A 22,187-nucleotide genomic window follows, 5' to 3' on the forward strand; every position below is an offset into this window, starting at 1 on the left:
CCCCCGCCCGATGATGCGCGGAATGTCTCAAGGGGATACGAATTGAAGAAGTACGACGCGGTCGCTTTCGATCTGCTGACAGCGCTGCTCGATTCATGGACGTTGTGGGAATCCGTTGCCGGCAGTCGGGACAAAGCGATGTCATGGCGAGCGGCCTATCTGCAATCCACGTATGGAGCCGGTGCTTATCGTCCTTACGAAGCACTGGTTGCTGAGTCCGCCGCGCAAGTGGGTCTGCCCGTGGCGCTCGCCGACGAGTTGGTCGCACGCTGGGACGAGCTCACTGCGTGGCCGGGTGTCACTGAGGGTCTGCGTGCGATGAGCGCGCATTACCGATTGGCAATCGTGACCAACTGTTCGGAACGACTCGCACAGCGGGCCGCCGCGCGAGCCGGCGTCTTCAGTGCGATCGTGTCGGCCGAACGCGCGGGTTTCTACAAACCTCACGAGCGGCCTTATCGATTGATGCTCGAAGAGCTCGGCACATTGCCACAGCGGACGCTGTTCGTTGCGGGCTCGCCGTTCGATCTGCTCGGCGCGACTCGCGTGGGCATGCCGGTGTTCTGGCACAACCATGTGGGACTGCCGTGTCCGGCTGATCTGCCGCGCCCGGTTGCCGAAAGCCGTGACTTCTCGGCGTTGAGTGAACTGCTGAGTCACGATGCCTGATTGCGCGCTATCGCGGCGGCAGCCATGTCGGCGCGCACGTGCTTGATTGCCAGGGACAGATGCAGAAACAGCATCACGCCGAGCAACTTCACTAGAAACATCGAGTAGGTCAGTGACTGCTCGCCCAGCGACGGGGCGAGCGTGTCGCTGAAGATGCCGATGAGCAGAGGTCCGCCACCCGCGCCGAACAGGGTCAGCGTGACCAGAAACACGGACGATGCAAAGGCGCGCAGATGGGGTGGCACCGAGTTCTGCACCAGCGCATACAGCGGACCGCTGGGCATCGAGCCGAACATGATGGCCGCGACATGCGCGGCGAAGGCCACGGTGACATTGGGAGCGAACAGCACCAGCGAGATCGCCGGAAACGTCAGCAGGAAGGTCACCATGCAGAAGCCGACGAGCCGCGCCGGATCCTTCGCCGCCAGCCAGTTGCCAAACGCACCCCCGAGCAGCAGTCCCAGCAGCGCGCCCAGCCCGTAGCCGCCGCCGAAAATGCTCGCTGCCGCGTCCGGCGCCAGGCCGAATTGCCGGTGATAGAACGTCGGCATCCACTGGCTCAGCCCGTAGACGGCAAAGGAAGCCCAGGCGAATCCCAGCACGATGTGCACGAAGGATCGCGATTCCAGCAGCGTACGCAGGCCGGCTCGCCAGGAAACATCGGCGGGAAGCGCGGGTTCCATCGCCGTTACCGGCAGCGGCGCGTCACGGTCGCGGATCGTGAACCATTGAACCGCGGCTAGAACGATGCCGGGGATGGCGACCGCGTAGAAGGCGGCACGCCAGCCGTAATGTGTGGCGATCCAACCGCCTGCGATCAGCGGCAGAGCGCCGCCGGCATAGTCTCCGGCCGTGTGAATCGCCAGCGCGCCTGAGCGGCGTTCCGGCGGGAAATGATCGCTGATCAGTGCCTGGCCAACCGGCCAGACGCCGGCGGGGCCGATGCCCGCCGCGAAACGTGCCACGGCGAACGTCCAGAATTTGGTGCACGCGCCGATCAGCGCGACCGACGCGCTCCAGAGCAGCAGACAAAAGGCGATCACGCGGGATTTGCCGTGCCGGTCAGCGACCCGCGCGATCACTGCTGCCAGCAGCGCATACGACAGGGCGGAGCCATAGCCGGTGAGCAATCCCAGCTGTGTGTCCGAAAAGCCGAACTCATCCTTCAGTAGTGGCAGGACGGCCGCCAGCACCGCGCGGTCGGCCCCCGCGACGGCATTGCCTATCGCGAGCACGATGAGTACGTACCAGCGGGATGCTGCTGTGGCAGTGGTTGGCATCGGCGTCCGTCACGGGAGAGCGATGCGGCACTGTAGTGTGTTTGCAGGTTACATGTAAAATGCAAATACTTGAGGACACCCCTCTGAGGAGAACGCTGATGGATCTGCCAGGCCTGCAACCGGTTGGACGCATCGTGGATTCGGTACGCGCCACGTTGCGCGCGGCAATTCTCGACGGCAGCTTGCCCGCCGGCTCGCCGCTGAGCGTTCCTGAGCTGTCGCGGCGGCTGCAGGTGTCGCGCAGTCCGGTGCGGGAAGCCTTGTTGCAAATGGTGGCGGATGGCCTGGCGGTGGAGCGGCCACGCCGCGGCGTGGTGGTCGCCAGTGTCGCGCCTGACGATCTGCTGCAAATTCACGAAATCCGTGAAGCGCTGGAGGCCCTGTGCGCCCGTCTGTGCGCTACGCGCATCGACAAACAAGGGCTGAAGCAGCTGAGCGACATCCTGGAGCGGCAGAGCGAGTGCGTACGTCGCGACGACGCCGATGGCTATTTCGATACGAATGCGCAGTTCCACGCCACGATTGCGAGCTATTCGGGCAATCCGCGGCTGCAGGGCATTCTCGAGGGGCTCGCGGTCCAGATGCAGATGGGGCTGCGGGAGGTCGCAAGTCGGCCGGATCAGCAGCGGCTCGGACTGCTGGAACATCAACGGGTCTTGCAGGCGCTGCGCTCGGGGGCCGCCGAGCGGGCCGAAAAGCTCATGAGCAGCCACATCAGCGATACCAAGGAACGACTGATGCAGCGGCTGCGGGAACCCGTGAAGGCGCCGAAGCGCCGCAAATCCGCTCGATGATCGACGCCGACCTACCGGAAGCACTGCTGTGAACGCGATACCCGAAGTCAGGCAGGAGCACGGCTCCCGTCTTCAACCCGCCGATTTTTTCGAGATGATCCACGCCGTCGGTCCGCAGATCTCGGCGGACGGACAACGCGTGGCTTACGTGCAGTATCGAGCCGATGCATCGCGCGATGTCTATGAATGCACGGTCTGGGTCGTGACCGTGAGCTCGCGGCGGCAGATTTGTCTGGGCGAGGGAACTGCACCCCGCTGGTCGTCCGATGGGACGCGGCTTGCCTTTCTTCGCCATGACGGCTCGGCACAGCAGATATTTCTTTGGGACGCGCATGACGAGCAGGTTTCTCAACTCACGCACGCGCGCGAATCCTGCAGCGGCATTGCCTGGTCGCCGGATGGATCGCAGATCGCTTGCGTCAAGCGGGTGCCGGAGATTGTCGAGACGCCGGCGCCCCCTGAGTGGGCCACGCTGCGCAATGAGCATTGGGCCGCGCCGGGGGTCTACAGCGAACGTCTGATCCGGGGCGTCGAAGGCGTAGCAAACGATTTGCCGTCGGGCACGTATCAGGTGTTTCTGGCCGATGTGTCGTCGGGCCACCTGACCCAACTCACGCACGGCACATTCGATCACGGCGGACCGCTCGCATCCACCGTCAAGGTGACCCGCTACGGTGCGATCTCCTGGGCACCAGACGGCGCCAGCATCGTGATGTCTCTGAATCGCACCGAGGCCGCCGCCGGAGCGCACGATCCGCACACGGCGATAGCGTGCGACGTTTACGAATATCGGATTGCGACCGGTGAGGTGCGTCGCTTGACCCGCTTCAATGGCGTGGCGAGCAACGCTGCCGTCTCGCCGGATGGCCGCTGGATCGCCTTCGTGGGATTCAGGAACCGGCGCCGTGCGTTTCATACCAACGTGGTCTACGTGCTGAATCGTGACGGCGGCGAGCTGCGCGCGCTGGCCCACGTGCAGGACATGGAAGTTCATTCGGATTTTCAGTGGCTGCCGGACAGTAGTGGATTGCTCGTCCTCTATCCGCATCACGGTGCCGGATGCATGGCGCGGGTGGGGCTCGATGGGGCATGGCGGACCGTGAGCCGCGATGTCGGCGGCTCGACTGGCAGCGGCTACGTGATGTGGGACAAGGCCGTGTCAGTCTCGCGAGATGGCGTGGTGGCGTTCTCTGTGGCGAGCAAGGAGGGGCCGGATGAAGTTGCGGTTGCAACGATGGCGACCGGCGAAACCCGTCGCATCACTCACAACAACGAAGCACTGCTGCGCCGACGTGAGATCGGACGCGTCGAGGAGCTCTGGTTCACCAGCAGCGCCGGGCAGCGGCGCATCCAGTCGTGGCTGGTGTGCCCGCCGGACTTCAACCCGCGCTTGAAATATCCGCTGGTGCTGTGGATTCATGGCGGGCCGTATCTGTCGTGGGGGCCGCATTTCACCACCACTGCGCAACTGCTGGCGGCGCGGGGCTATCTGGTGTTGATGGTCAATCCGCGCGGTTCGCTGGGCTACGGTGAGGAATTCACTCAGCTCATTCATCACGCCTTTCCTGGCGATGATTACTTCGATCTGGTTGAAGCGGTCGATGCTGTGATTGGTCGCGGACACGTCGACACGGGCCGGTTGTATGTCTGCGGTGAGTCCGGAGGAGGCGTGCTGACGAGCTGGCTGATCGGCCGTACTCAGCGCTTCGCAGCGGCCGCCATGCTTTATCCCATTACCGACTGGACCAGCATGGCCTTGACCGTGGATCGGCCGGACTACTATCCGTACTACTGGTTGCCGGCGCCGCCCTGGGAAGCCGGCATGCTCGAGCATTACTGGCGTCGCTCGCCGCTATCGCTGGTCGGCAATGTCTCAACGCCGACGATCCTGTTATGCGGTGAACGGGATCGAAGAACACCCATCGCGCAAGCGGAGATGTATTTCACCGCGCTGAAGCTGCGAGGGATTGCCACAGCGCTGGTTCGCTTCCCGGATGAAAATCACGGGCTGCAGTGTCATCCGAGTCATTATCTGGAATCGATCGACCATATGGACACGTGGTTCCGTCGCTTTCCGGGGAGCCCGGCGCCATGATTCCACTGCGGCTGATGTTCAAGGGCGAGCAAGTCCAGGGGGCGCCGTTGCTCGATGAGACCTCGCGCGTCTGTATGAAGGTGAATGGATTCACCGGCGATCGCGGCCAGGTACTGCGTGTGCCGGATGATCGGGGCGGCATCGCTACAGTGATTGCGGGGCTGGGAACAGCCGAGCGATTCGATCCGCTGGACCTTGCGCAGCTGTCAGCGACTTTGCCTTCGGGCACTTACCTGCTCGATGCGTTGCCGGGTGGCGCCGATGAGCGGCTGATACGATTCGCGTGGGCGCTGGGGACGTATCGTTTCGATCGATATCGTTCGTCAACGACGGCACGGCCGGCGCCGCAGCTGCGGATCGAGTCTTCGGATGCGCAGCAGGCGCAGCTCGCCGCTGTTACTTACAGTGGCTGCCAGCTTGCGCAGGACCTGATCAATACGCCGGCTGCCGATTGTGGCCCGGCGGAGTTTGAAGTCGCCGCGCGTGAAATGGCCGCGGCCCATGCGGCAACGATCCGAGTTGTCAGCGACCCACAGGAGCTGCAAGCGGGATTTCCGCTCGTGCATGCAGTGGGTCGCGCGTCGGAACGTGCCCCGCGTGTGATCGATATGAGCTGGGGCGATGAAACCGATCCGCTGGTGACGCTGGTAGGCAAGGGCGTGTGCTTCGACACGGGCGGACTGGCGTTGAAGCCGCTCGATCGCATGCGGCACATGAAAAAAGATATGGGCGGTGCTGCCCACGTGCTGGCATTGGCGCACATGGTCATGTCGCTGCGACTACGACTGCGCTTGCGTGTGTTGTTGCCGATGGTGGATAACTCCATCGGCGAACGTGCCATTCATGTTGGCGACGTGATCAGGGCGCGCAATGGCACGACGGTGGAGATTGCCCATCCCGATGCGGAAGGGCGTCTGGTGCTGGCGGATGCACTGGCAGCGGCCGCCGAAGAGCAGCCCGATCTGCTGGTCGACTTCGCGACGCTGACCAGCGTGATGCGTTCGGTGATCGGGCCGGATATCGCCCCCTTCTTCAGTTCCGACGATGAACTGGCCGGACAGATCGAAGCGGCTGCGGCGCTCACCGCGGATCCGGTCTGGAGAGTGCCGTTGCATCCCGGCTATCGACGCTGGCTGGTGCCGGGGATTGCGGACCTGGCGAATCATCGCGCCGACCTGGCCGGCGGCGAGCCCATCTTCGCCGCGCTGTTCCTCGAACGCTTCATCGGCCAGGTCGCGCGCTGGATCCATTTCGATATTTTCGCCTGGTCCGGCGAGCACAAGCCGGGCCGTGCGCCCGGGGCGGTTGCGCAGGGCCTGCGGGCGATGCTGGAGGTGCTTCGTTTGCGGTATCCCGCCACGCCGCCGTCGTGATCACTGGCCTGCGGCAAACAGACTCCGGCCCCGGCTCAATGCTGTTCGACAGAGTCTCGCTTGTATCATCGAGACATGATCGTCGTAACACGTTCCTTGCTGCGAGCGGCGGCGCTGCTGACTTGCGCGCTGTCCAGCAATGCTTCCCTGGCGGCCGCCGAGCCTGTCGCCACTCTGATTCGTAATGTCGTGATCCTGGATGGCAGCGGCGCTCCATCCTATCCGGGCGCGCTGCGCATCGCGGATGGGCGCATCGTCGAGGTCGGGCGGGCGTTGCAGGCCCGGCCCGGCGAACAGGTTCACGATGGCAATGGCCAAGTGCTGGCGCCGGGCTTCATCGATACTCACAGTCATCACGAACGCGGCTTGTTCAAGAAGCGCAGCGGCGACGAATTGCTGAGCCAGGGCGTTACCACCATCGTCGTCGGGCAGGACGGCAGCTCGGAACTGCCGATCGGCAAGTTGTGGCGGACTCTGGAGCAGGCGCCGGTGGCGGTCAACGTGGCGTCCTATACGGGCCACAACACGCTGCGCTCCACCGTGATCGGCAAGAACTATCGGCGCGTCTCCACGCCGCAGGAAATAACGAAGATGGCCGAGCTGCTCGCGGCCGACATGCGCGACGGCTCTCTCGGTCTGTCCTCCGGCCTCGGCTATGATCCGGGCATCTACGCCGACATTGCCGAAGTGGTCGAGCTGGGCAAAGCGACCGCGCCCTATGGCGGGCGCTACATCAGTCACATCCGCAACGAGAACGTGACGTTGTGGAAATCGATCGACGAGTTGTTACGAGTCGGGCGCGAGGCGCGCATTCCCGTGCAACTGTCGCATGCGAAGCTGTCGATGGTGTCGCTGTGGGGGCAGGCACCGAAGCTGCTGGCCATGCTCGATGCGGCCCGTGCCGAAGGCATCGATGCCACGCTAGATATCTATCCTTATGAGTACTGGCAGTCGACGATGACGGTGGCGCTGCCCGAGCGCGACTTCAACGATGTGACGGCCGCGCGGTGGGTGCTCGCCAACACGATCAAGCCCGACGGCATTCGCTTCACGACGTACGATGCGGACCGCTCCATCGTCGGCAAGACGCTCGCGCAGGTCGCCGCCGAGCGCAAGGCCGATCCCGCCGAGCTCTATCTGCAGCTGATTCGCGACGCGAAGGCGAAGGGGGCGAAGGAGACCATCATCGGCACCAGCATGAGCGGCGCTGACATCGCGACCCTCATGCGCTGGTCACATGCAAACATCTGTTCGGACGGTGAGACCAATGGCTCACATCCGCGCGGCGCAGGATCGTATGCGCGCGTTCTTGGCAAGTACGTGCGGGAAGACCGCGTCCTGACGCTGGCGAGCGCCGTGAACAAGATGAGCGGCATGGCGGCCGATCACATGGGCTTCAAGGATCGCGGTTATCTGCGACCGGGCCTGGTGGCGGATCTGGTGTTGTTCGATCCCGCGACGATTCAGGATCGGGCCACGGTGGCGACGCCGAACCGCCTGGCGACGGGAGTCAGCCAGGTGTGGGTCAATGGCGAGGTGACGTGGAGCGCCGGTCGGCCGACCGGCAAGTATCCGGGCAGAGCGTTGCGACGCGCGGCGCGAGAGTGAGTCGGCGCCGGACGGCGATGGTGGCCCGCCACTCGGCCCCCGTTTGACCGGTCCAGTTCTCGGACCTGTGAACTCAGCCGCGTCGCGCGGCTCGAGCCGTTGCTAAGCTTTCGCGCAACACAAATAACAAGCTGGTTTGCTGCGAGTGTGTCCGTGATGGATTCATCAACGGCCTCATTACCACGCAAGGCCGCGGCGCGTGCAATTACACCGTGGTCGCGGGCGGCGAGCGGACGACAGGTCACTGACACATCGGATGCGGCATTCATTTCCCACTGTTGTTCTCCTGGTCCTGTGCGGTCTGATCGCGATGCCGGCGCTTGCGATCGAGGTCGACGGCCGGATCGATCCCGAGGAGTGGCAGGGCGCCCAGCACATCACCGACTTCCGTAAAGTGGAGCCGTTGAACGGCGACCCCGCGTCGCTGGCGACGGAAGGGTTTGTCTTAGCCACGCCTCAGGGTCTGGCGGTGGCCTTTCGCAATCGCCATCCGGACTCGGTGCCGTTATCCCAGCAGCGCGTGCAGCGCGACTTCGAAGATCAGGTCGATCGGGTCACCGTCATGGTCGACTTCGACGGCGACGGACGCACCGGTTATGTCTTCACGGTCAGCGCCACCGACGGTGTCTATGACGCAATTCTCAGTAACGAACACGATCTGAATGCCGACTGGGATGGCAAGTGGCGTCACGCGGTCCAGCGCGACCGGGACGGCTGGAGTGTCGAGGTGCTGCTGCCCTGGCATATCGCGCCGATGCGCAAGTCGACCAGTGACCAGCGCGTCGTCAAGGTCTATCTGGATCGGGTCATCGGCTACACCGGCGAGCGCTCGGCGTGGCCGTACGCGAGCATCCAGCGACCGCGCTTCCTTTCCGAGTTCGCGCCGATCGAGCTGACCAACTATGGCCAGCAGTTGCTGGCGATCACTCCGTTCGTCTCGGCGTTGCGGGACAACGTCGATCGCGACAACCGGCTCGATGGCGGCCTGGACCTGTTCTGGAAGCCCAGCGGTCAGACCCAGCTGACGGCGACGGTCAATCCCGACTTCGGTCAGGTGGAGAGCGACGATCTGATCGTCAATTTCAATGCGACGGAAATCTTCATCCGCGACAAGCGCCCGTTCTTCACCGAGAACCAGGGCATCTTCGAATTCACCACGCCGTCCGACGACAGTCAGCTGCTCTATACACGCCGCGTCGGCGGGCCGGCCGATGATGGCGATGGCTCGGGCGATATCGCCGCGGCTCTGAAGCTCAACGGCAGTGTCGGTTCGATGAAGTACGGCGTGTTCGCGGCGGATGAAGCTGGAGAAGCCGGTCGTACTTTCAGCGCGCTGCGCCTGGTTCGCGACTTTGAAACCCAGAACCTGGGCATCATGGCGACCAACGTCGAGCGACCGTTCTACGATCGCGAAGCCAGCGTCGTCGGCATCGATCACGACTGGCGTCCGACGGCGCGCTGGAACGTGCGCACGCGACTCGTGGGCAGCGACATCCAGCAGGCGGGCGAGAGTGTTCGCGACACTGGCGCGACGCTCATCACTGACTACGAGTGGAATCAACGTTGGCGCGCGCAGTTCGTCGGCATGCATTTCGGTGATGAGTTGCAGTTGAACGATGCCGGTTATCTGTCACGCAACAACTACAACTACGCGCACGTGCAACTGAGCCGTCGCTTCACCGAACTGCCCGAGACATCGCGCTACGCATCGAAAGACTGGCGGGGCCGCTTCATCGAGACCTACGACGATCATGGGCAGCTGCTGAATCATCAGCTGCGGCTGACTCGCGAGAGCCGCTGGCGCAATGGCAGTTGGGAATATGGCCAGATCGTGATCAACAGCGCCGGTGTCGACGACCTGGTGACTCGCGGCAACGGCGCGATGAATCGTCCACCGAGCTTCGGCTCCTATTTCACGATCGAGCGCCCGCGCCGGGGCAACTGGTCGTACACGACCGAGGCCGAATTGTTCAGCGGCAAGCTGGCCGGCAACAAGGTGCTCGGTTACAGCTTCTCGATCGTGCCCACCTATCATGTGAGCGACGCCTTCAACGTCTACGTCGGCGGCTACGTCGATTACAACCCGGACTGGATCATCTGGGAGGGCGGCAACCTGGTGGGCAGCTTCGCCAGCCGGGAGACCCACTTCGATACCGGCATCAACTGGATCGCGACCCCGAAACAGGAGCTGCGCCTGAAACTGCAGGCGATCGGCATCAACGCGAAGCTGCGTCAGGCCTATCGCATCGACTCACGCGGCAATGCCATCAAGAGCAACGACCCGGTCGACGATTTCAGCGTGGCCAATCTGGGCGTGCAACTCCGCTACCGCTACGAGCTCGCACCGCTGTCCTACCTCTACGTCGTATACGGCCGAGGCGGTTACAACGAAGATCCGCTGGCGCAGAACCTGGGCCGCTCGTTGCGCGATAGCTTCTCGCTTCGCGACGAGGAGCAACTGCTGATCAAGTTGAGCTATCGGTTCGAGCCGTAAAGCCACCGCAAGCATGTGGCGCCATGGTGCGCACCAGCTGCGCGTTCCTCATGGGGCCAGTTTTCCCGCCTCGGTGGCAGTGCTACTCGGCCGCCTCGTGATGCGCTCCAGCCTGCCGCCGCATATCACACTCCAGACGCGCTGTTCGAGCCGCCCGTATCGTGAGCTGGTTCGAGCGGCACCTGCAGACTGGCGGCATCCCCGCATTAATAAGGTAAGACGTCGAATTTTCGACAATCCTCCACGGGCGGCGAAATAGTTTCGGGCGCGGCGTTCGGCCGGCTCGACCGTGTTAAGGTCGCGCTACTACCGGGGGATGGTCGTGCATCCGTGCAACCTTTGATTACTGACTTACGTTTGCAGCTCAGTAGTCGCTTTCAGCGGCCGCTGATGACGTTTTTCCTGCGGCGTTGTCATGACCACGAGGAAGCCAAGGATCTGACGCAGGAGGTGCTGCTGCGGGTAGTCCGAGCCATCGGTTCGGAGCGGACCGAGCGCATCGAGCGCGCGGAGAGTTTTGTTTTCAAGGTTGCGATCAATCTGCTGCGCGACCGTCGCCGCCGGGTCGAGCGGGACGGCAACCCCGGCTTCGTGCCCATCGAGGATATCGAGGAGGGCGAGGGCGAGTGGCGGCTGGCGGAGGAAATGTCCCCGGAACGGGTCATCTCCAGTCGCGAGTCATTGGCGGATGCGCTGCGGGCACTGGAGGAGCTGGGAACCAGGACGCGCGATATCTTCATCCTGTTCCGGCTGGAAAACATGAAGCAGAAGGACATCGCCGCGCTGTACGGCATCGGCCAGAGCACGGTGGAGAAGCACGTCATGAAGGCGACGCTGCATCTGGCGATCAGGTATGGCAGGAGATAAGGACATGATGCGTACCGAGAGTGCAGAGGAGGCGGCGCGCTTGCTGCGACTGGCCGAGGCGGCGGCGTGGCGAACCCGGCTGACTGAAGAGAGTATCGACAGCAGCTCCGCGTTCGAGGCGTGGCTGGCAACTCACGAGGACAATCGCCGGGCGTGGTCTCAGGTGCAGGGGCCGTGGGAACTGTTTGGCGAACAGGCTCACTCGCCTGAACTGATCGAATTGCGGCGTGCCGCGTTGGGACGTGCGCGCGATGCCGGACGGCATCGCTGGCTGCGATCCTCGGGGGGGCGCATGAGGTTGCTCGCCGCCGCGGCCATGGCGGTCGTGATGATCGCCGGATTTCTGACCTGGCACGCGGGGCGGCCCGATATCTATCGCACGCAGGTCGGCGAACGTCGTGTCGTGACGCTGACGGACGGCTCGAAGATCGCACTCGATTCACAGACCGAAGTCCGCGTCAGCTACTCGCAGGAGGCGCGTGACTTGAGTCTGCTGAGCGGCCAGGCACGATTCGATGTAGCCAAGGACGTCCAGCGTCCCTTTGCCGTCTACGCGGCCGGCCGCAAGGTGGTGGCGACCGGCACCGCATTCAACGTCGATCTCATCGGCTCGGAGGCCCTGATCACCCTGATCGAGGGGCATGTGGTCATTTTCACCGACGCGGATGAGTCCGTCCGCAAAGAAACAGTGGCGCTCAGCGAAAGGCCGCGTCCGGTTCGACGCGATCAAACCATCGAGCTTGCCGCCGGTGAACAACTGGTCCTTGCCGCCGGTACCGCACCCACCGTGACCACTGCCAATGTCGAACAAACGACGGCGTGGCAAAGCGGCCGGCTGGTTTTCGAGAACGAGCCGTTGGCTTCGGTCATCGAGCGCATGAACCGCTACTCCGCCCGTGCGTTGCGCATCGCCGATCCGCGCGCGGCCGAGCTGCGCATGAGCGGCGTGTTCAACACCGGCGATGTAGAAAGTTTCGTTGCCACGGTGACGGCTTATCTGCCGGTGCGAGCCGAGAATCTGCGCAGCGGCGATATCCTGTTGCGTCATCGCTAGCGTGCGCTGGAACTTTTTGCGCACGGATTGGAGGATCGTTCGAAAAGTCGCGTCTCTATTTAAGTGAGGGGTCGTCGTATGTCACGGCGACGGATGTTTGGGGAGAGCGACAGAATGATTTGCCCACCGAAAAGAGCCACGTCCGTGGCCGTGAAGGCAGTGATTGCCTTGCTGGCGACCGCGGCGGTTGCGCAAGAGCGCAGTTTTCATTTCGACATCGCCAGTCAACCGCTGTCGCAGGCCTTGAAGACCTTCGGCCAAGTCTCCGGTCTGGAAATCATTTTTACTGAAGAGGTGGTCGCGGGCCGCGACGCCGGGGCGCTCAAAGGCGAATATACGACTGAAGCCGCGATCGAGCGGTTGCTCTCGGGCACCGGTTTGATCGCGGAACGTTCGCCTGCGGGGGCGTTGATGATTCGCCCGGCCGCCACCAAAAAAACCACGACTTCGCGTGACAGCGGCGACGATGTCGAAGAGATCATGGTGACGGCGAAGAAGCCGTTCATGGATCGCAACGTCGACATCGTGCGCACCGCGAACGACGCGCAACCCTATTACATCCTCAACAACGCCGCCATCGAGCAGTCCGGCGCCGCCAACGTCGAGGATTATCTCAAGCAGAAACTGACCATGAACGCCATGCCGCTGGCCAACAGTCAGTACGCGACCTACGGTCAGGGCAACATCAGTTCCATCAATCTGCGCGGCCTCGGTTCCAACCAGACCTTGATCTTGATCAATGGCCGGCGCACCTCGGTGTCGAACTTCACCGGCACCGCCAATCAGCCCGATGTGAATTCGATTCCATTGGCCGCCGTCGATCGCATCGAGGTATTGCCATCGTCGTCCGCGGCGATCTATGGCGGCTCGGCCGTCGGCGGCGTGGTCAATATCATTCTCAAGCACAACTACGACGGCGCGCAGATCAAGGCGACCTACGAGAACACCTTCGAGACCGATGCGGCGATTCGCAAGATCGACCTCGCCTATGGCTTCAACTTCGAGGAAGGGCGGACCAATGTGCTGCTGACCGGCAGCTACTCCGATGCAGATCCGATGCTGCGCGGTGATCGGCCGCAGATCGCACGCAAGGGCATCGAGACCGTGCTGCGCAACTATCCGGCGTTGTTGTACTCGAACGCTTCGCCGTTCAACGCCGGCGCGACCACCAACATCGCGTCGGCGAACGGCTCGCCGCTCATCTTTCGCGACGGTACGCCGCTGGGTTCGTCGTATACGAATGTGCCGGCCAACATCGCGCCGGATTCGCCGTTGGCATCGCTCAACGCGGGGCTGCTGGCCAATGCCGGCTCCTACAATCTCAATCTGCCCGATACCTCGAACTACTACACCGGCAGCCGTTTCTACATGGGCAGCGCGCCCACGGTGAAGTCGTTCCAGGCGTCGATCCGCCGCAAGATGACCGAGCACATCGAGGCATTCGTGGAATTCTCCATGGGCCGCAACAGCGCCGAGTCGGGCTTCAACTCGCTGTTCACGTTGCCGGTGCCGGCCAGCTCGCCGGTCAATCCGTTCCAGCAGAATCTGACCATCACGATGCCGGACCCGTACTCGGCGCCGTACTACGCCGAGATCGACAACCGTCGCGCCACCGTCGGTGCAACGATGGATCTGCCGCATGACTGGCGCCTGCAGACCGACTACACCTGGAACTACACCGAGGTGACGTTCGGATCGACCAACGCCAACACCGCGCGTTTGAATACGGCACTGGCCACCGGTGCGATCAATCCTTTCGTCAACACGCAACTCTATCCTTTGAATCTGGCGCCGTATCTCGGACGTTACGAGTACAACGCACCGGCCGAGTTGAACGATGTCGGCCTGCGTGCCGCAGGTCCGCTGTGGCACATGCCCGCCGGTCAACCGCTGTTGGCGATCGGATTGGAACATCGTAAGGAAGGTTTCGAGCGCGGCACGCAGTGGTTTCGCTACGCCGGCTTTCCGGAGGACGATTCCGACCGGGTCATTCTCGATCAAGAGCAGAACACCGATAGCATCTACGCCGAGTTGAAAGTGCCGTTCTATTCGCCGCTGAACGCGATTCCCGGCGTGCGTCTGCTCGACGTGCAGATCGCCGCGCGCATGGAGCGCTACTCGGTGACCACCGGCCCGACACAATATTACCTGCGCGGCACCCCGGCGCAGCTCGCGACCAATGTGCCGCTCACCAAGACGGAGATCGACTACAGCTCGACCAATCCAACGATTGGCGTGCGTTACAAGCCGGTCGAGAGCCTGATGTTACGTGCGAGCTATGGCACGGCATTCCTGCCGCCGGGTTACACGCAGCTCGCCGCGCCGATCGACAATCCGAACGCCGCGGCGACGGTGCTCGATCCCCTGCGGGGCAATGCGTTGACCAACATTCATCCGCAGTACGGCGGCAATCCGAGCATCAAGCCGCAGGAATCGAAGAATTGGAACGTCGGCCTGGTGTTCGAGCCCGACTTTCTGGAAGGCGCACGGCTGACGCTGGAATGGTACCGGCTCGAACAGGATAACGTGGTCATCACGCCGACCGCGCAGCAGGTCGTGAATCTGGAAAGCCAGTTTCCGGGCCGCGTCACGCGCGCCGCTCCGGCGCCGGGTGAGACCGTGGGTGCGATCACCGACGTGGATGCCACACTGATCAACGCCAACGAGGGCAAGACCGACGGCTTCGATCTCACCTTGGAATATCGCAAGCGCACCGACCTGGGCACGTTCGCGTTCTTCGCGATGGCGACGCGGGTAGGTCACTACTGGATCCAGAACGGCGTGGGCGCGCCGCTGGAAGATATCGTGAACGAGCTCGGCCGCGGCGGGCCGGCGAAATTCAAGGCCAACGCCAGCATCAGCTGGACGCTCGACAACGTCAGTGCCGGCTGGGCGATGCGTCACTTCGGCTCGTACGAGCAGTATGACCTGGGCACGCAGGCCTACGTCCTTGCGCAGGGCAGCGACCGCATCCCGAGTCAGAGCTATCACGATCTGTTCGCCAGCTATCGCTTCGAGGATTACGACGGCGGGCGCGGCTCCAGCCTGCTGAACGGCACGGAAGTGCAGTTCGGCATCAAGAACGTGTTCAACAAGGTGCCGCCGTTCGACGCCTACTACGGCGTGCAAGGCTACTACTACAGCCCGTTGGGCGATCCGCGCCTGCGCAGTTACTGGGTGTCCATCGCCAAGAATTTCTGAGCGGCGGGGACAGCTGTGGAATCCCTGGACAGCGGCCTGTGGCGCGAGGCCCGCTCATTGCACGAGCAACTGTTCGTCGTGAACGGCCTCGACGCTTCCGGACTCAGCGAGCAGGTACTGCGCACGCTGCAGGCCGGAGGCGTGCATGCAAACATGACGACGCTCCGGCTGGAGGTCGGCTCGGCCGAGCATCGGTTTCTGCACGAGTGCCGGGATCGTGCGCTGAAAGCGACGTCGATCGCGCAGATCGAGGCGGCGCGCCGGCAAGGCAAGCTCGCGCTGATCCCGTGCTGGCAAAGCGTCGAACTGGGGCGGGGCCGGCTCGATGAGTTGTATGGTTTCCAGGCCCTGGGGCTGCGCTCCTCCGGCCTGGTCTACAACCTCGGCAACGCGGTGGGCTCGGGCTGCCTGGACCCGCAGATGGGGCCGTTGAGTCATTTCGGGGTGGAGGTCGTGCGGACTTTGCAGGCGCTGCGGGTCGTCGTCGACGTGGGCGGACATACCAGCGAGGCGACCGGCTTCGACGCCATCGAACAGACGCGTGGGCCGGTGGTTTGCTCGCATGCCAATCCGCGCGCTTTACGCGATGTCCGACGCAACATCACCGACGAGTTGATACGCGCGATCGCGCGGCGGGGTGGCGTCGTCGGCATCCCCGCATTCAACTTCTTCCTCGCCGACCAGCGTTCGCCCGGGCCGAAGTCGGCGCCGCTCGATGAGTATCTGCGTCACATCGACTACGTGGTGCGGCTGGTCGGCGATGAACACGTGGGCATCGGTCTGGATCAGATCATCGGCCGGCGTGGCGTCGGCGCCGTGGATCCGGCGTTCTTTCCCGCCGACGTTTATCCGCAGCACAAACAGGACTGGATCTATGTCGAGCATCTCGACGACTTCAGCGGGGTGCCGCTGATCACCGCCGGGCTGATGCGTCTTGGCTATGCGCGCGAGCGTATCGAGCGAATCATGGGATTGAACTGGCTGCGCGTGTGGCGCGAGGTGTGGGGGGAATGAATCGCAACGACACGCTCGCGTTGACGCGGCGGAGCTTCGTCAGTCTGGCCGCCGCGATTCCCGTGACGGCTGTGTCGTCGGCACACGAGACGGAAGAAACACGCAGCGTTACAAACAATCGCGGCAGCGCCTTCGTGACGGCGGCGCTCGAAATAGACATGCGGCCGGGGGCTGAACCACAGTTCACGGAGCAAGTGCGATTGGCGCGTGCCCTGGGAATCGGCTCGTTGCTGGTCAGTCTCGACGCCGCGCCGACACGCGATGTTTTATTCCGAAACTGGTTGCGCCTGCGGCGCTGGGTCTCGAGCGCCGAGGCTGCGATCGTGCAGTCGAATGCCGAACCGGCAGCGCCGGATCAGCTCGGCGTGATTGCCTGTTTGCGAGACCCGCTATGTTTCGCGATCCAGCTCGACGATCTGGCGGATTTGCGCGCGTCGGGCATTGCGGTGATGGGAATGGCCTGCGACTGGAAGGGCGCCTACGGCGACGGTGCTTTGGAACGATCGGATCTGTCGCTCACATCGTTGGGCGCCAGTGCCGTGAAGCGCATGAACGCCGAGTGCATCGTGATCGATGTGGCTCGCATGGGCCGGCGCGGCAGCCTCGAAGTCATGACGTCGAGCGCGCACCCGACGATCTTCAGTCACACCAACGCCGCGGCTCTGCAAGAGCATCCGCTGAACGCGACCGATGAGCAGATCAAGGCATGTGCCGCGCGCGGCGGTGTCATTGGTGTCGGTCATTCGCCTTTGCCAGTCGGCGGCCAGCAGGGCGCGCAAGTCGAAGAGACGATCAGGCACATCGAGCACGTGATCCACCTCGTCGGCCTGGAACACACCGGCCTGGCGATGTTGGAGATCGAGCCGGTGGTGGCGCGATTGCGGTCGCGCGGCTTGGGCGATCGGCAGATCGCGCAACTGACCGGGGGCAATTTTCGACGCGTGTTCCAGCAGGTATGGGCGTCGCGGTCGACGGGGAATGCGGCATGAATGTTTGTTCCGTGTGGTGGGTGCGATTGCTGAGCCTGTCGTGGCTCGGCATGGTCGCGGTTGCCGATGCCGCGCCCGGCAATGCCTTGCGCGATCTGGATCGATATGTCGAGCAGGCGCTGGTGGATTGGCAAGTGCCGGGCGCGGCGATCGGCGTCGTGCAGGATGGCAAAGTGATTTATGCGCGGGGCTTCGGGCAGCGCCAGGTGGGGGCGAAGCCGCGGGTCGATGAGCGGACGCTGTTCCAGATCGGATCGATGACCAAGGCGTTCACGGCCGCCGCCATCGGGCTGCTGGTGGATGAAGGCCGGCTGAAGTGGGACGACCGGGTCATCGATCATCTGCCGTGGTTTCAGCTCAGCGATGGCTGGCTGACCGAGCATGTCACTATTCGCGACTTGCTCGCGCACCGCACCGGCATCGAATCAACGATGATGGTGGTGACTCTGCTGGACGCCAAGGAGATCGTGCGTCGGGCTCGTTACGTCGAGCCGACCGCGGAGTTTCGCCACCAGTATCTCTACAGCAATCTCATGTATGGCGTGGCGGGACAGGTGATCGAAGCTGTTACCGGTCAACCGTGGGCAGACTTCGTCAAGCGGCGCCTGCTGGAACCCTTGGAAATGCAGGCCAGCGGCACGAGTCCTTATCAATTTTGGGATGACGCGTACGTCGCGCCGAGTTTTCATGGCGTGCCGAGCGCCGGTGCCGTGGTGAATGCGTCGAGCGCGCGTAGTAACAACGTGGCGATGCCTCACTGGCTCACTCCCGAAGGAGTGCGAGTCATACCCTGGCAGTCGTACGACAACGCGGCGGCGGGCGGCGCCATCGTCTCAAATCTGACCGACATGCTGCAGTGGTTGCGGATGCAGCTGGAACAGGGGCGTGCGAGCGGTGTCCAGATTCTCCGTCCGGACACCGTCGCGGAGATGCACGCGCCACAGATGCTGATGGCGAATTCACCGGATCCGATCTGGGCAGCGGTGCAACGCGTGAGCCCCACGACCGATCGGCCGTCCTATGCGCTCGGTTGGTTTCACAACGACTATCGCGGCCATGAGTACGTCAGTCACTCCGGCGGCATCCTCGGCTTTCCTGCGTTCGGCGCGATGTTGCCCGAGCGGCGCATCGGCGTGATCGTGCTGGCGAACAGCTTTGGTCGCGGCAATCTGGCGGCGTTCAACCGGCTGATTTCTTTTCGAGTGTTCGATGCGTTGCTGGGTCTGCCACGGCACGACTGGAGCGCGGACCTGCTGCAAGTCGTCGAGCAGCGCGAGCAGGAAGCCGCAGTCGCCGCTCGCGAGCAAGCCGGGCAAAGGCTACCCAACACATCGCCGTCGCTGCCACTGACGGACTACGTCGGTGAATACCAGAATCCGCAGGTGGGCCGAGTGCACATCGAGCTGGCGGACGGGCAACTCCAGTTGCGTGTGCCGGGCGCGTTCCTGGGGCGGCTGGAACATTGGCATCTCGATACCTTTCGCATGATCTGGACCGGTGGCATGGCGGGCCACGCGAGCTTCGCCACTTTCAAAATCGATCCTCGGGGACACGCGGTCACGCTCGATGCCGGTCGCTTGTTCGGCGGCGAGCTGCAGCGGGTCGAGAGCGGCAACTGAGGCGGGATCATGTCGAGCACCGCGAATCCTCAGGCCGCGCCGGTGGGTGAGGAAGCCAAGCGCACGCTCGGCTGCTTCGATGCCACCATGCTGGTCGCCGGGTCGATGATCGGCTCGGGCATCTTCATCGTGTCCGCCGAGATGGCTCGACAGGTCGGCAGTCCCGGCTGGCTGTTGGCCGCATGGCTCATCACCGGGCTGTTGACCATGGCGGCGGCACTGTCCTATGCCGAGCTGGCGGCGATGATGCCGCGTGCCGGCGGCCAGTATGTTTATCTGCGCGAGGCGTGGTCGCCGCTGCTCGGATTCTTGTATGGCTGGACATTGTTTCTAGTCATCCAGACCGGCCTGATCGCCGCGGTCGCAGTGGCGTTCGCGCGCTTTCTCGAGATTCTCTGGCCGTGGGCCGCGGATCATCGCTATCTGATTCCGCCGATTCATCTGTCGAGCCGCTATGCCGTGTCGTTGTCGACCGGCCAGGCGGTCGCGGTGCTGCTGATCGCGCTGCTGACCTGGACCAATATCGGCGGCCTGAAATACGGCAAGCTCATCCAGAATCTGTTCACGTCCGCGAAACTCGGCGCGCTGCTGATCGTGATCGTGCTGGGCGTGCTGATCGGTTGGAACGTCGATGCGGTCCGCGACAACTTCGGCAACCTTTGGGAGCCGCGCGGCTATACGCCGACGGCGCCGGGGCTGTCGCCGGAGACTTTGTTCGGTTTGATGGTCGCACTTGGCGTCGCGCAGGTCGGGTCGCTGTTCTCCTCGGATGCCTGGAACAACGTGACGTTCACCGCGGGATCGGTCCGCGACCCGCAACGCAATCTGCCGCGAGCGCTCGCGGCCGGCACCTTGCTGGTGATCGGCATCTATCTGTGCGCGAATCTGGCGTATCTGGTGGTGTTGCCCTGGGAACAGATTCAAACCGCGCCGAACGATCGCGTGGCCGCCGTGATGCTCGATGCCATGTTCCCTTCATTCGGCGCGGCCGTCATGGCTGTGGCGATCCTGATTTCCACGTTCGGTTGTATCAACGCGCTGGTCATGTCGGGCGGCTGGGCCTATTACGCGATGGCACGCGACGGCTTGTTTTTCCGGCGCGCCGAAGCGCTGAATCGCGCGCAGGTGCCGGGCGTCGCACTGGCCATGCAAGGGGTGTGGGCGTCGGCCTTGGTGCTGATCCGGACCCACGATCCCGCGACCCAGGCCTACGGCAATCTCTATAACAACCTGCTCGACTACACCGTCTCCGCGGCCTTGCTGTTTTACGTGCTGACGGTCGCCGGTGTGTTTCGTTTGCGCTGGCTACGACCCGACGTGCCGCGTCCGTATCGTGCCTTCGGCTATCCCATCGTGCCTGCCTTTTATATCTGTGGCGCGGTCGCGATCCTCGGTACCTTGCTTGCGTATCGACCGGCAACGACCCTTCCGGGTTTCCTCATGGTCTTGCTCGGAGCACCGGTCTATTTCGTATTTCGCCGCAAGTCGACTCAGGCACTGCCGGCGTGAGCGCACGCCTCGCGGCATCGTCGGGGTCGGAATCGTCGTGTCCTGGCCGGATCGTGGAGCTTTATTGATGATCAAGAACAAGGGTCGCTGGCTGTGCCGTACTGGCGCTCTAATCCTCGGATGCCGGGCGCTGCTGCCAGTGGGCGAGACGGCTCGCGCCGAGTCGGCCGCGACGAAACTGGCTCTGGAGCGTGACAATGGCCCTGCGCCGCAGTTCACCGTGTACCAGCCGGAAGTGTTCGCAGCGCCGGGCGCGTTGGCGAATGCCTGGGCGGATTTCGACAACGATGGCGATCTCGATCTGGCGGTTTCGTTCAAGAGTGGCGAGGTGCGGCTCTATCGCAACGATCGTGGCAGCTTCAGCAATGTCGGCGCCACGCTCGGTCTGCCCACGCAAGGCGATGAGGTCCGCGGATTGTCCTGGGGCGATTACGACGCGGACGGCTTCCTCGATTTGTATGCAGGCACGCGCAAGGTGCCCATCGCCAGTCGCAACCTGCTCTATCGCAACGATGCGGGCCGAGGGTTTGTCGAGGTGGCGGAAGCCGCCGGCGTGGCCATGCCCGGCGTCAGCAGCCGCCAATCCAACTGGATCGACTACGACAACGACGGCGACCTGGATCTGTTCGTGGCCAATCGCATCGGCGAGAACGGTTTGTTCCGCAACGACGGTGGCAAGTTCGTGAGCGTCGCCAAGGAACTCGGGCTGGCCGACGTCCGCCGCTCGGTGGGCGCTTGCTGGTTCGACATGGATCAGGACGGCGACCTGGATGTATTCGTCGCCAATCAGGAGGGCGACAAGGATGCCCTGTATCGCAACGATGGCGGCCGGTTCACCGATGTCGCGCCCGAGCTGAACATGGATCAGCCGCAGCGTCGACTCGCCGAGGGCGGTGTCGGTTGCACGGTCGGCGATTACGACAACGACGGCGATCTGGATTTGTTCGTGGCCTCGTATGGATTGAATCTTTTGTATCGCAATGACGGCGGCGGCCGATTCGTCGATGTCGCCAGGGAGCTCGGCATCACTGAGCGGGGGCTCGCGGTCGCAGCGAGTTGGGGCGACTACGATCTGGATGGTCTGCTCGACCTCTACATCGCCGGTTACGTGCGTGGCGCGAACGGGCTGGAGCCGAAAGATCTGCTCCTGCGCAACACGGGGCACGGGTTCGTCAATGTGATAGCCGCGACCGATGTGTTGAACCACGCCGATCACGGTGTGCAGTGGGCGGATTTCGATGGTGACGGCGATCTGGACCTGTCGCTCACCGACAGTCGCGATGCCGGCCGTCATTGGGTGCTGAAGAACGAAGTTGCACGCCGGGATGCGCCGCGCTCGCTGCAGGTCACGGTGCTTGATCGACAGGGCCGCCACTCTCGCGCGGGTGCCGAGGTACGTCTGTTCGATGCGGCGGGCAAGGTGCTGGGGACGCGTTTGGTGACGACGGGCGAGGGCTACGACTCGCAAAGCGTGCAGCCGGTGCATTTCGGCCTGCCTCGAACCGAACGCGTTACCGTCGAGGTGACTTTCCTGGGGCCCGCAGGACGCACGCGCCAGTACGTTCGCAATGTCGATCCCGCGCGCTTTGCCGGCAGCTCCCTGGTCGTGAGGCAGAACTGA

Annotated in this window: 15 protein-coding genes; 14 read left to right on the forward strand and 1 reads right to left on the reverse strand. The window is 63.5% G+C overall.

The genetic code is table 11. The features are described 5' to 3' along the window. Positions 1-42: 42 nt before the first annotated feature. On the forward strand, positions 43-669 hold the full coding sequence (locus tag EKO19_RS28730) for an HAD-IA family hydrolase (RefSeq protein WP_129780823.1): 627 nt from the start codon (positions 43-45) through the stop codon (positions 667-669). Here the strand turns inward: EKO19_RS28730 and EKO19_RS28735 are convergent. After that, on the reverse strand, positions 657-1,949 hold the full coding sequence (locus tag EKO19_RS28735; protein WP_129780824.1) for a spinster family MFS transporter: 1,293 nt from the start codon (positions 1,947-1,949) through the stop codon (positions 657-659). The genes EKO19_RS28730 and EKO19_RS28735 overlap by 13 nt on opposite strands. A 98-nt stretch (positions 1,950-2,047) precedes the next feature. Here EKO19_RS28735 and EKO19_RS28740 point away from each other — a divergent pair, with 98 nt between their 5' ends. From EKO19_RS28740 to EKO19_RS28800, 13 genes are all read left to right on the forward strand, one after another. Beyond that, positions 2,048-2,743: a GntR family transcriptional regulator gene (locus tag EKO19_RS28740; RefSeq protein ID WP_175597234.1), complete on the forward strand. Its 696-nt coding sequence runs from the start codon at positions 2,048-2,050 to the stop codon at positions 2,741-2,743. 94 nt (positions 2,744-2,837) lie between these two features. Continuing rightward, positions 2,838-4,838 (forward strand): alpha/beta hydrolase family protein, encoded by a 2,001-nt coding sequence (locus EKO19_RS28745; protein ID WP_129780826.1) that lies wholly within the window; start codon positions 2,838-2,840, stop codon positions 4,836-4,838. Continuing rightward, entirely contained in the window at positions 4,835-6,211 is a 1,377-nt protein-coding gene (locus EKO19_RS28750; RefSeq protein ID WP_129780827.1) for a leucyl aminopeptidase family protein, read from the forward strand. Before EKO19_RS28745 ends, EKO19_RS28750 begins: the two co-directional genes overlap by 4 nt. A 75-nt stretch (positions 6,212-6,286) precedes the next feature. Then, the gene (locus EKO19_RS28755; protein WP_129780828.1) at positions 6,287-7,819 is read left to right on the forward strand and encodes an N-acyl-D-amino-acid deacylase family protein; all 1,533 of its coding nucleotides are present in this window, start codon (positions 6,287-6,289) and stop codon (positions 7,817-7,819) included. 256 nt (positions 7,820-8,075) lie between these two features. After that, positions 8,076-10,313 (forward strand): DUF5916 domain-containing protein, encoded by a 2,238-nt coding sequence (locus tag EKO19_RS28760; protein ID WP_129780829.1) that lies wholly within the window; start codon positions 8,076-8,078, stop codon positions 10,311-10,313. Positions 10,314-10,643: 330 nt separating this feature from the next. After that, complete coding sequence (locus EKO19_RS28765; protein WP_281281123.1) at positions 10,644-11,180, forward strand: RNA polymerase sigma factor; 537 nt, start codon at positions 10,644-10,646, stop codon at positions 11,178-11,180. 4 nt (positions 11,181-11,184) lie between these two features. Continuing rightward, positions 11,185-12,234 carry a FecR family protein gene (locus EKO19_RS28770; protein WP_175597235.1) on the forward strand — a complete coding sequence of 350 codons (1,050 nt, stop codon included), beginning with the start codon at positions 11,185-11,187 and terminating at the stop codon, positions 12,232-12,234. Positions 12,235-12,378: 144 nt separating this feature from the next. Next, the gene (locus EKO19_RS28775; protein WP_175597236.1) at positions 12,379-15,435 is read left to right on the forward strand and encodes a TonB-dependent receptor; all 3,057 of its coding nucleotides are present in this window, start codon (positions 12,379-12,381) and stop codon (positions 15,433-15,435) included. A gap of 15 nt (positions 15,436-15,450) precedes the next feature. Then, positions 15,451-16,449 carry a dipeptidase gene (locus EKO19_RS28780; RefSeq protein ID WP_129780833.1) on the forward strand — a complete coding sequence of 333 codons (999 nt, stop codon included), beginning with the start codon at positions 15,451-15,453 and terminating at the stop codon, positions 16,447-16,449. Then, complete coding sequence (locus EKO19_RS28785; RefSeq protein ID WP_129780834.1) at positions 16,446-17,438, forward strand: dipeptidase; 993 nt, start codon at positions 16,446-16,448, stop codon at positions 17,436-17,438. Before EKO19_RS28780 ends, EKO19_RS28785 begins: the two co-directional genes overlap by 4 nt. Next, complete coding sequence (locus tag EKO19_RS28790) at positions 17,435-19,057, forward strand: serine hydrolase (RefSeq protein WP_175597237.1); 1,623 nt, start codon at positions 17,435-17,437, stop codon at positions 19,055-19,057. The genes EKO19_RS28785 and EKO19_RS28790 overlap by 4 nt, the downstream gene beginning before the upstream one ends. A gap of 9 nt (positions 19,058-19,066) precedes the next feature. After that, entirely contained in the window at positions 19,067-20,566 is a 1,500-nt protein-coding gene (locus EKO19_RS28795; protein ID WP_129780836.1) for an APC family permease, read from the forward strand. Positions 20,567-20,633: 67 nt separating this feature from the next. Beyond that, the gene (locus EKO19_RS28800) at positions 20,634-22,187 is read left to right on the forward strand and encodes a CRTAC1 family protein (RefSeq protein WP_129780837.1); all 1,554 of its coding nucleotides are present in this window, start codon (positions 20,634-20,636) and stop codon (positions 22,185-22,187) included.

Origin of the sequence: Peristeroidobacter soli (assembly GCF_004138485.1) — a bacterium.
Classification (GTDB): Bacteria; Pseudomonadota; Gammaproteobacteria; order Steroidobacterales; family Steroidobacteraceae; genus Steroidobacter; species Steroidobacter soli.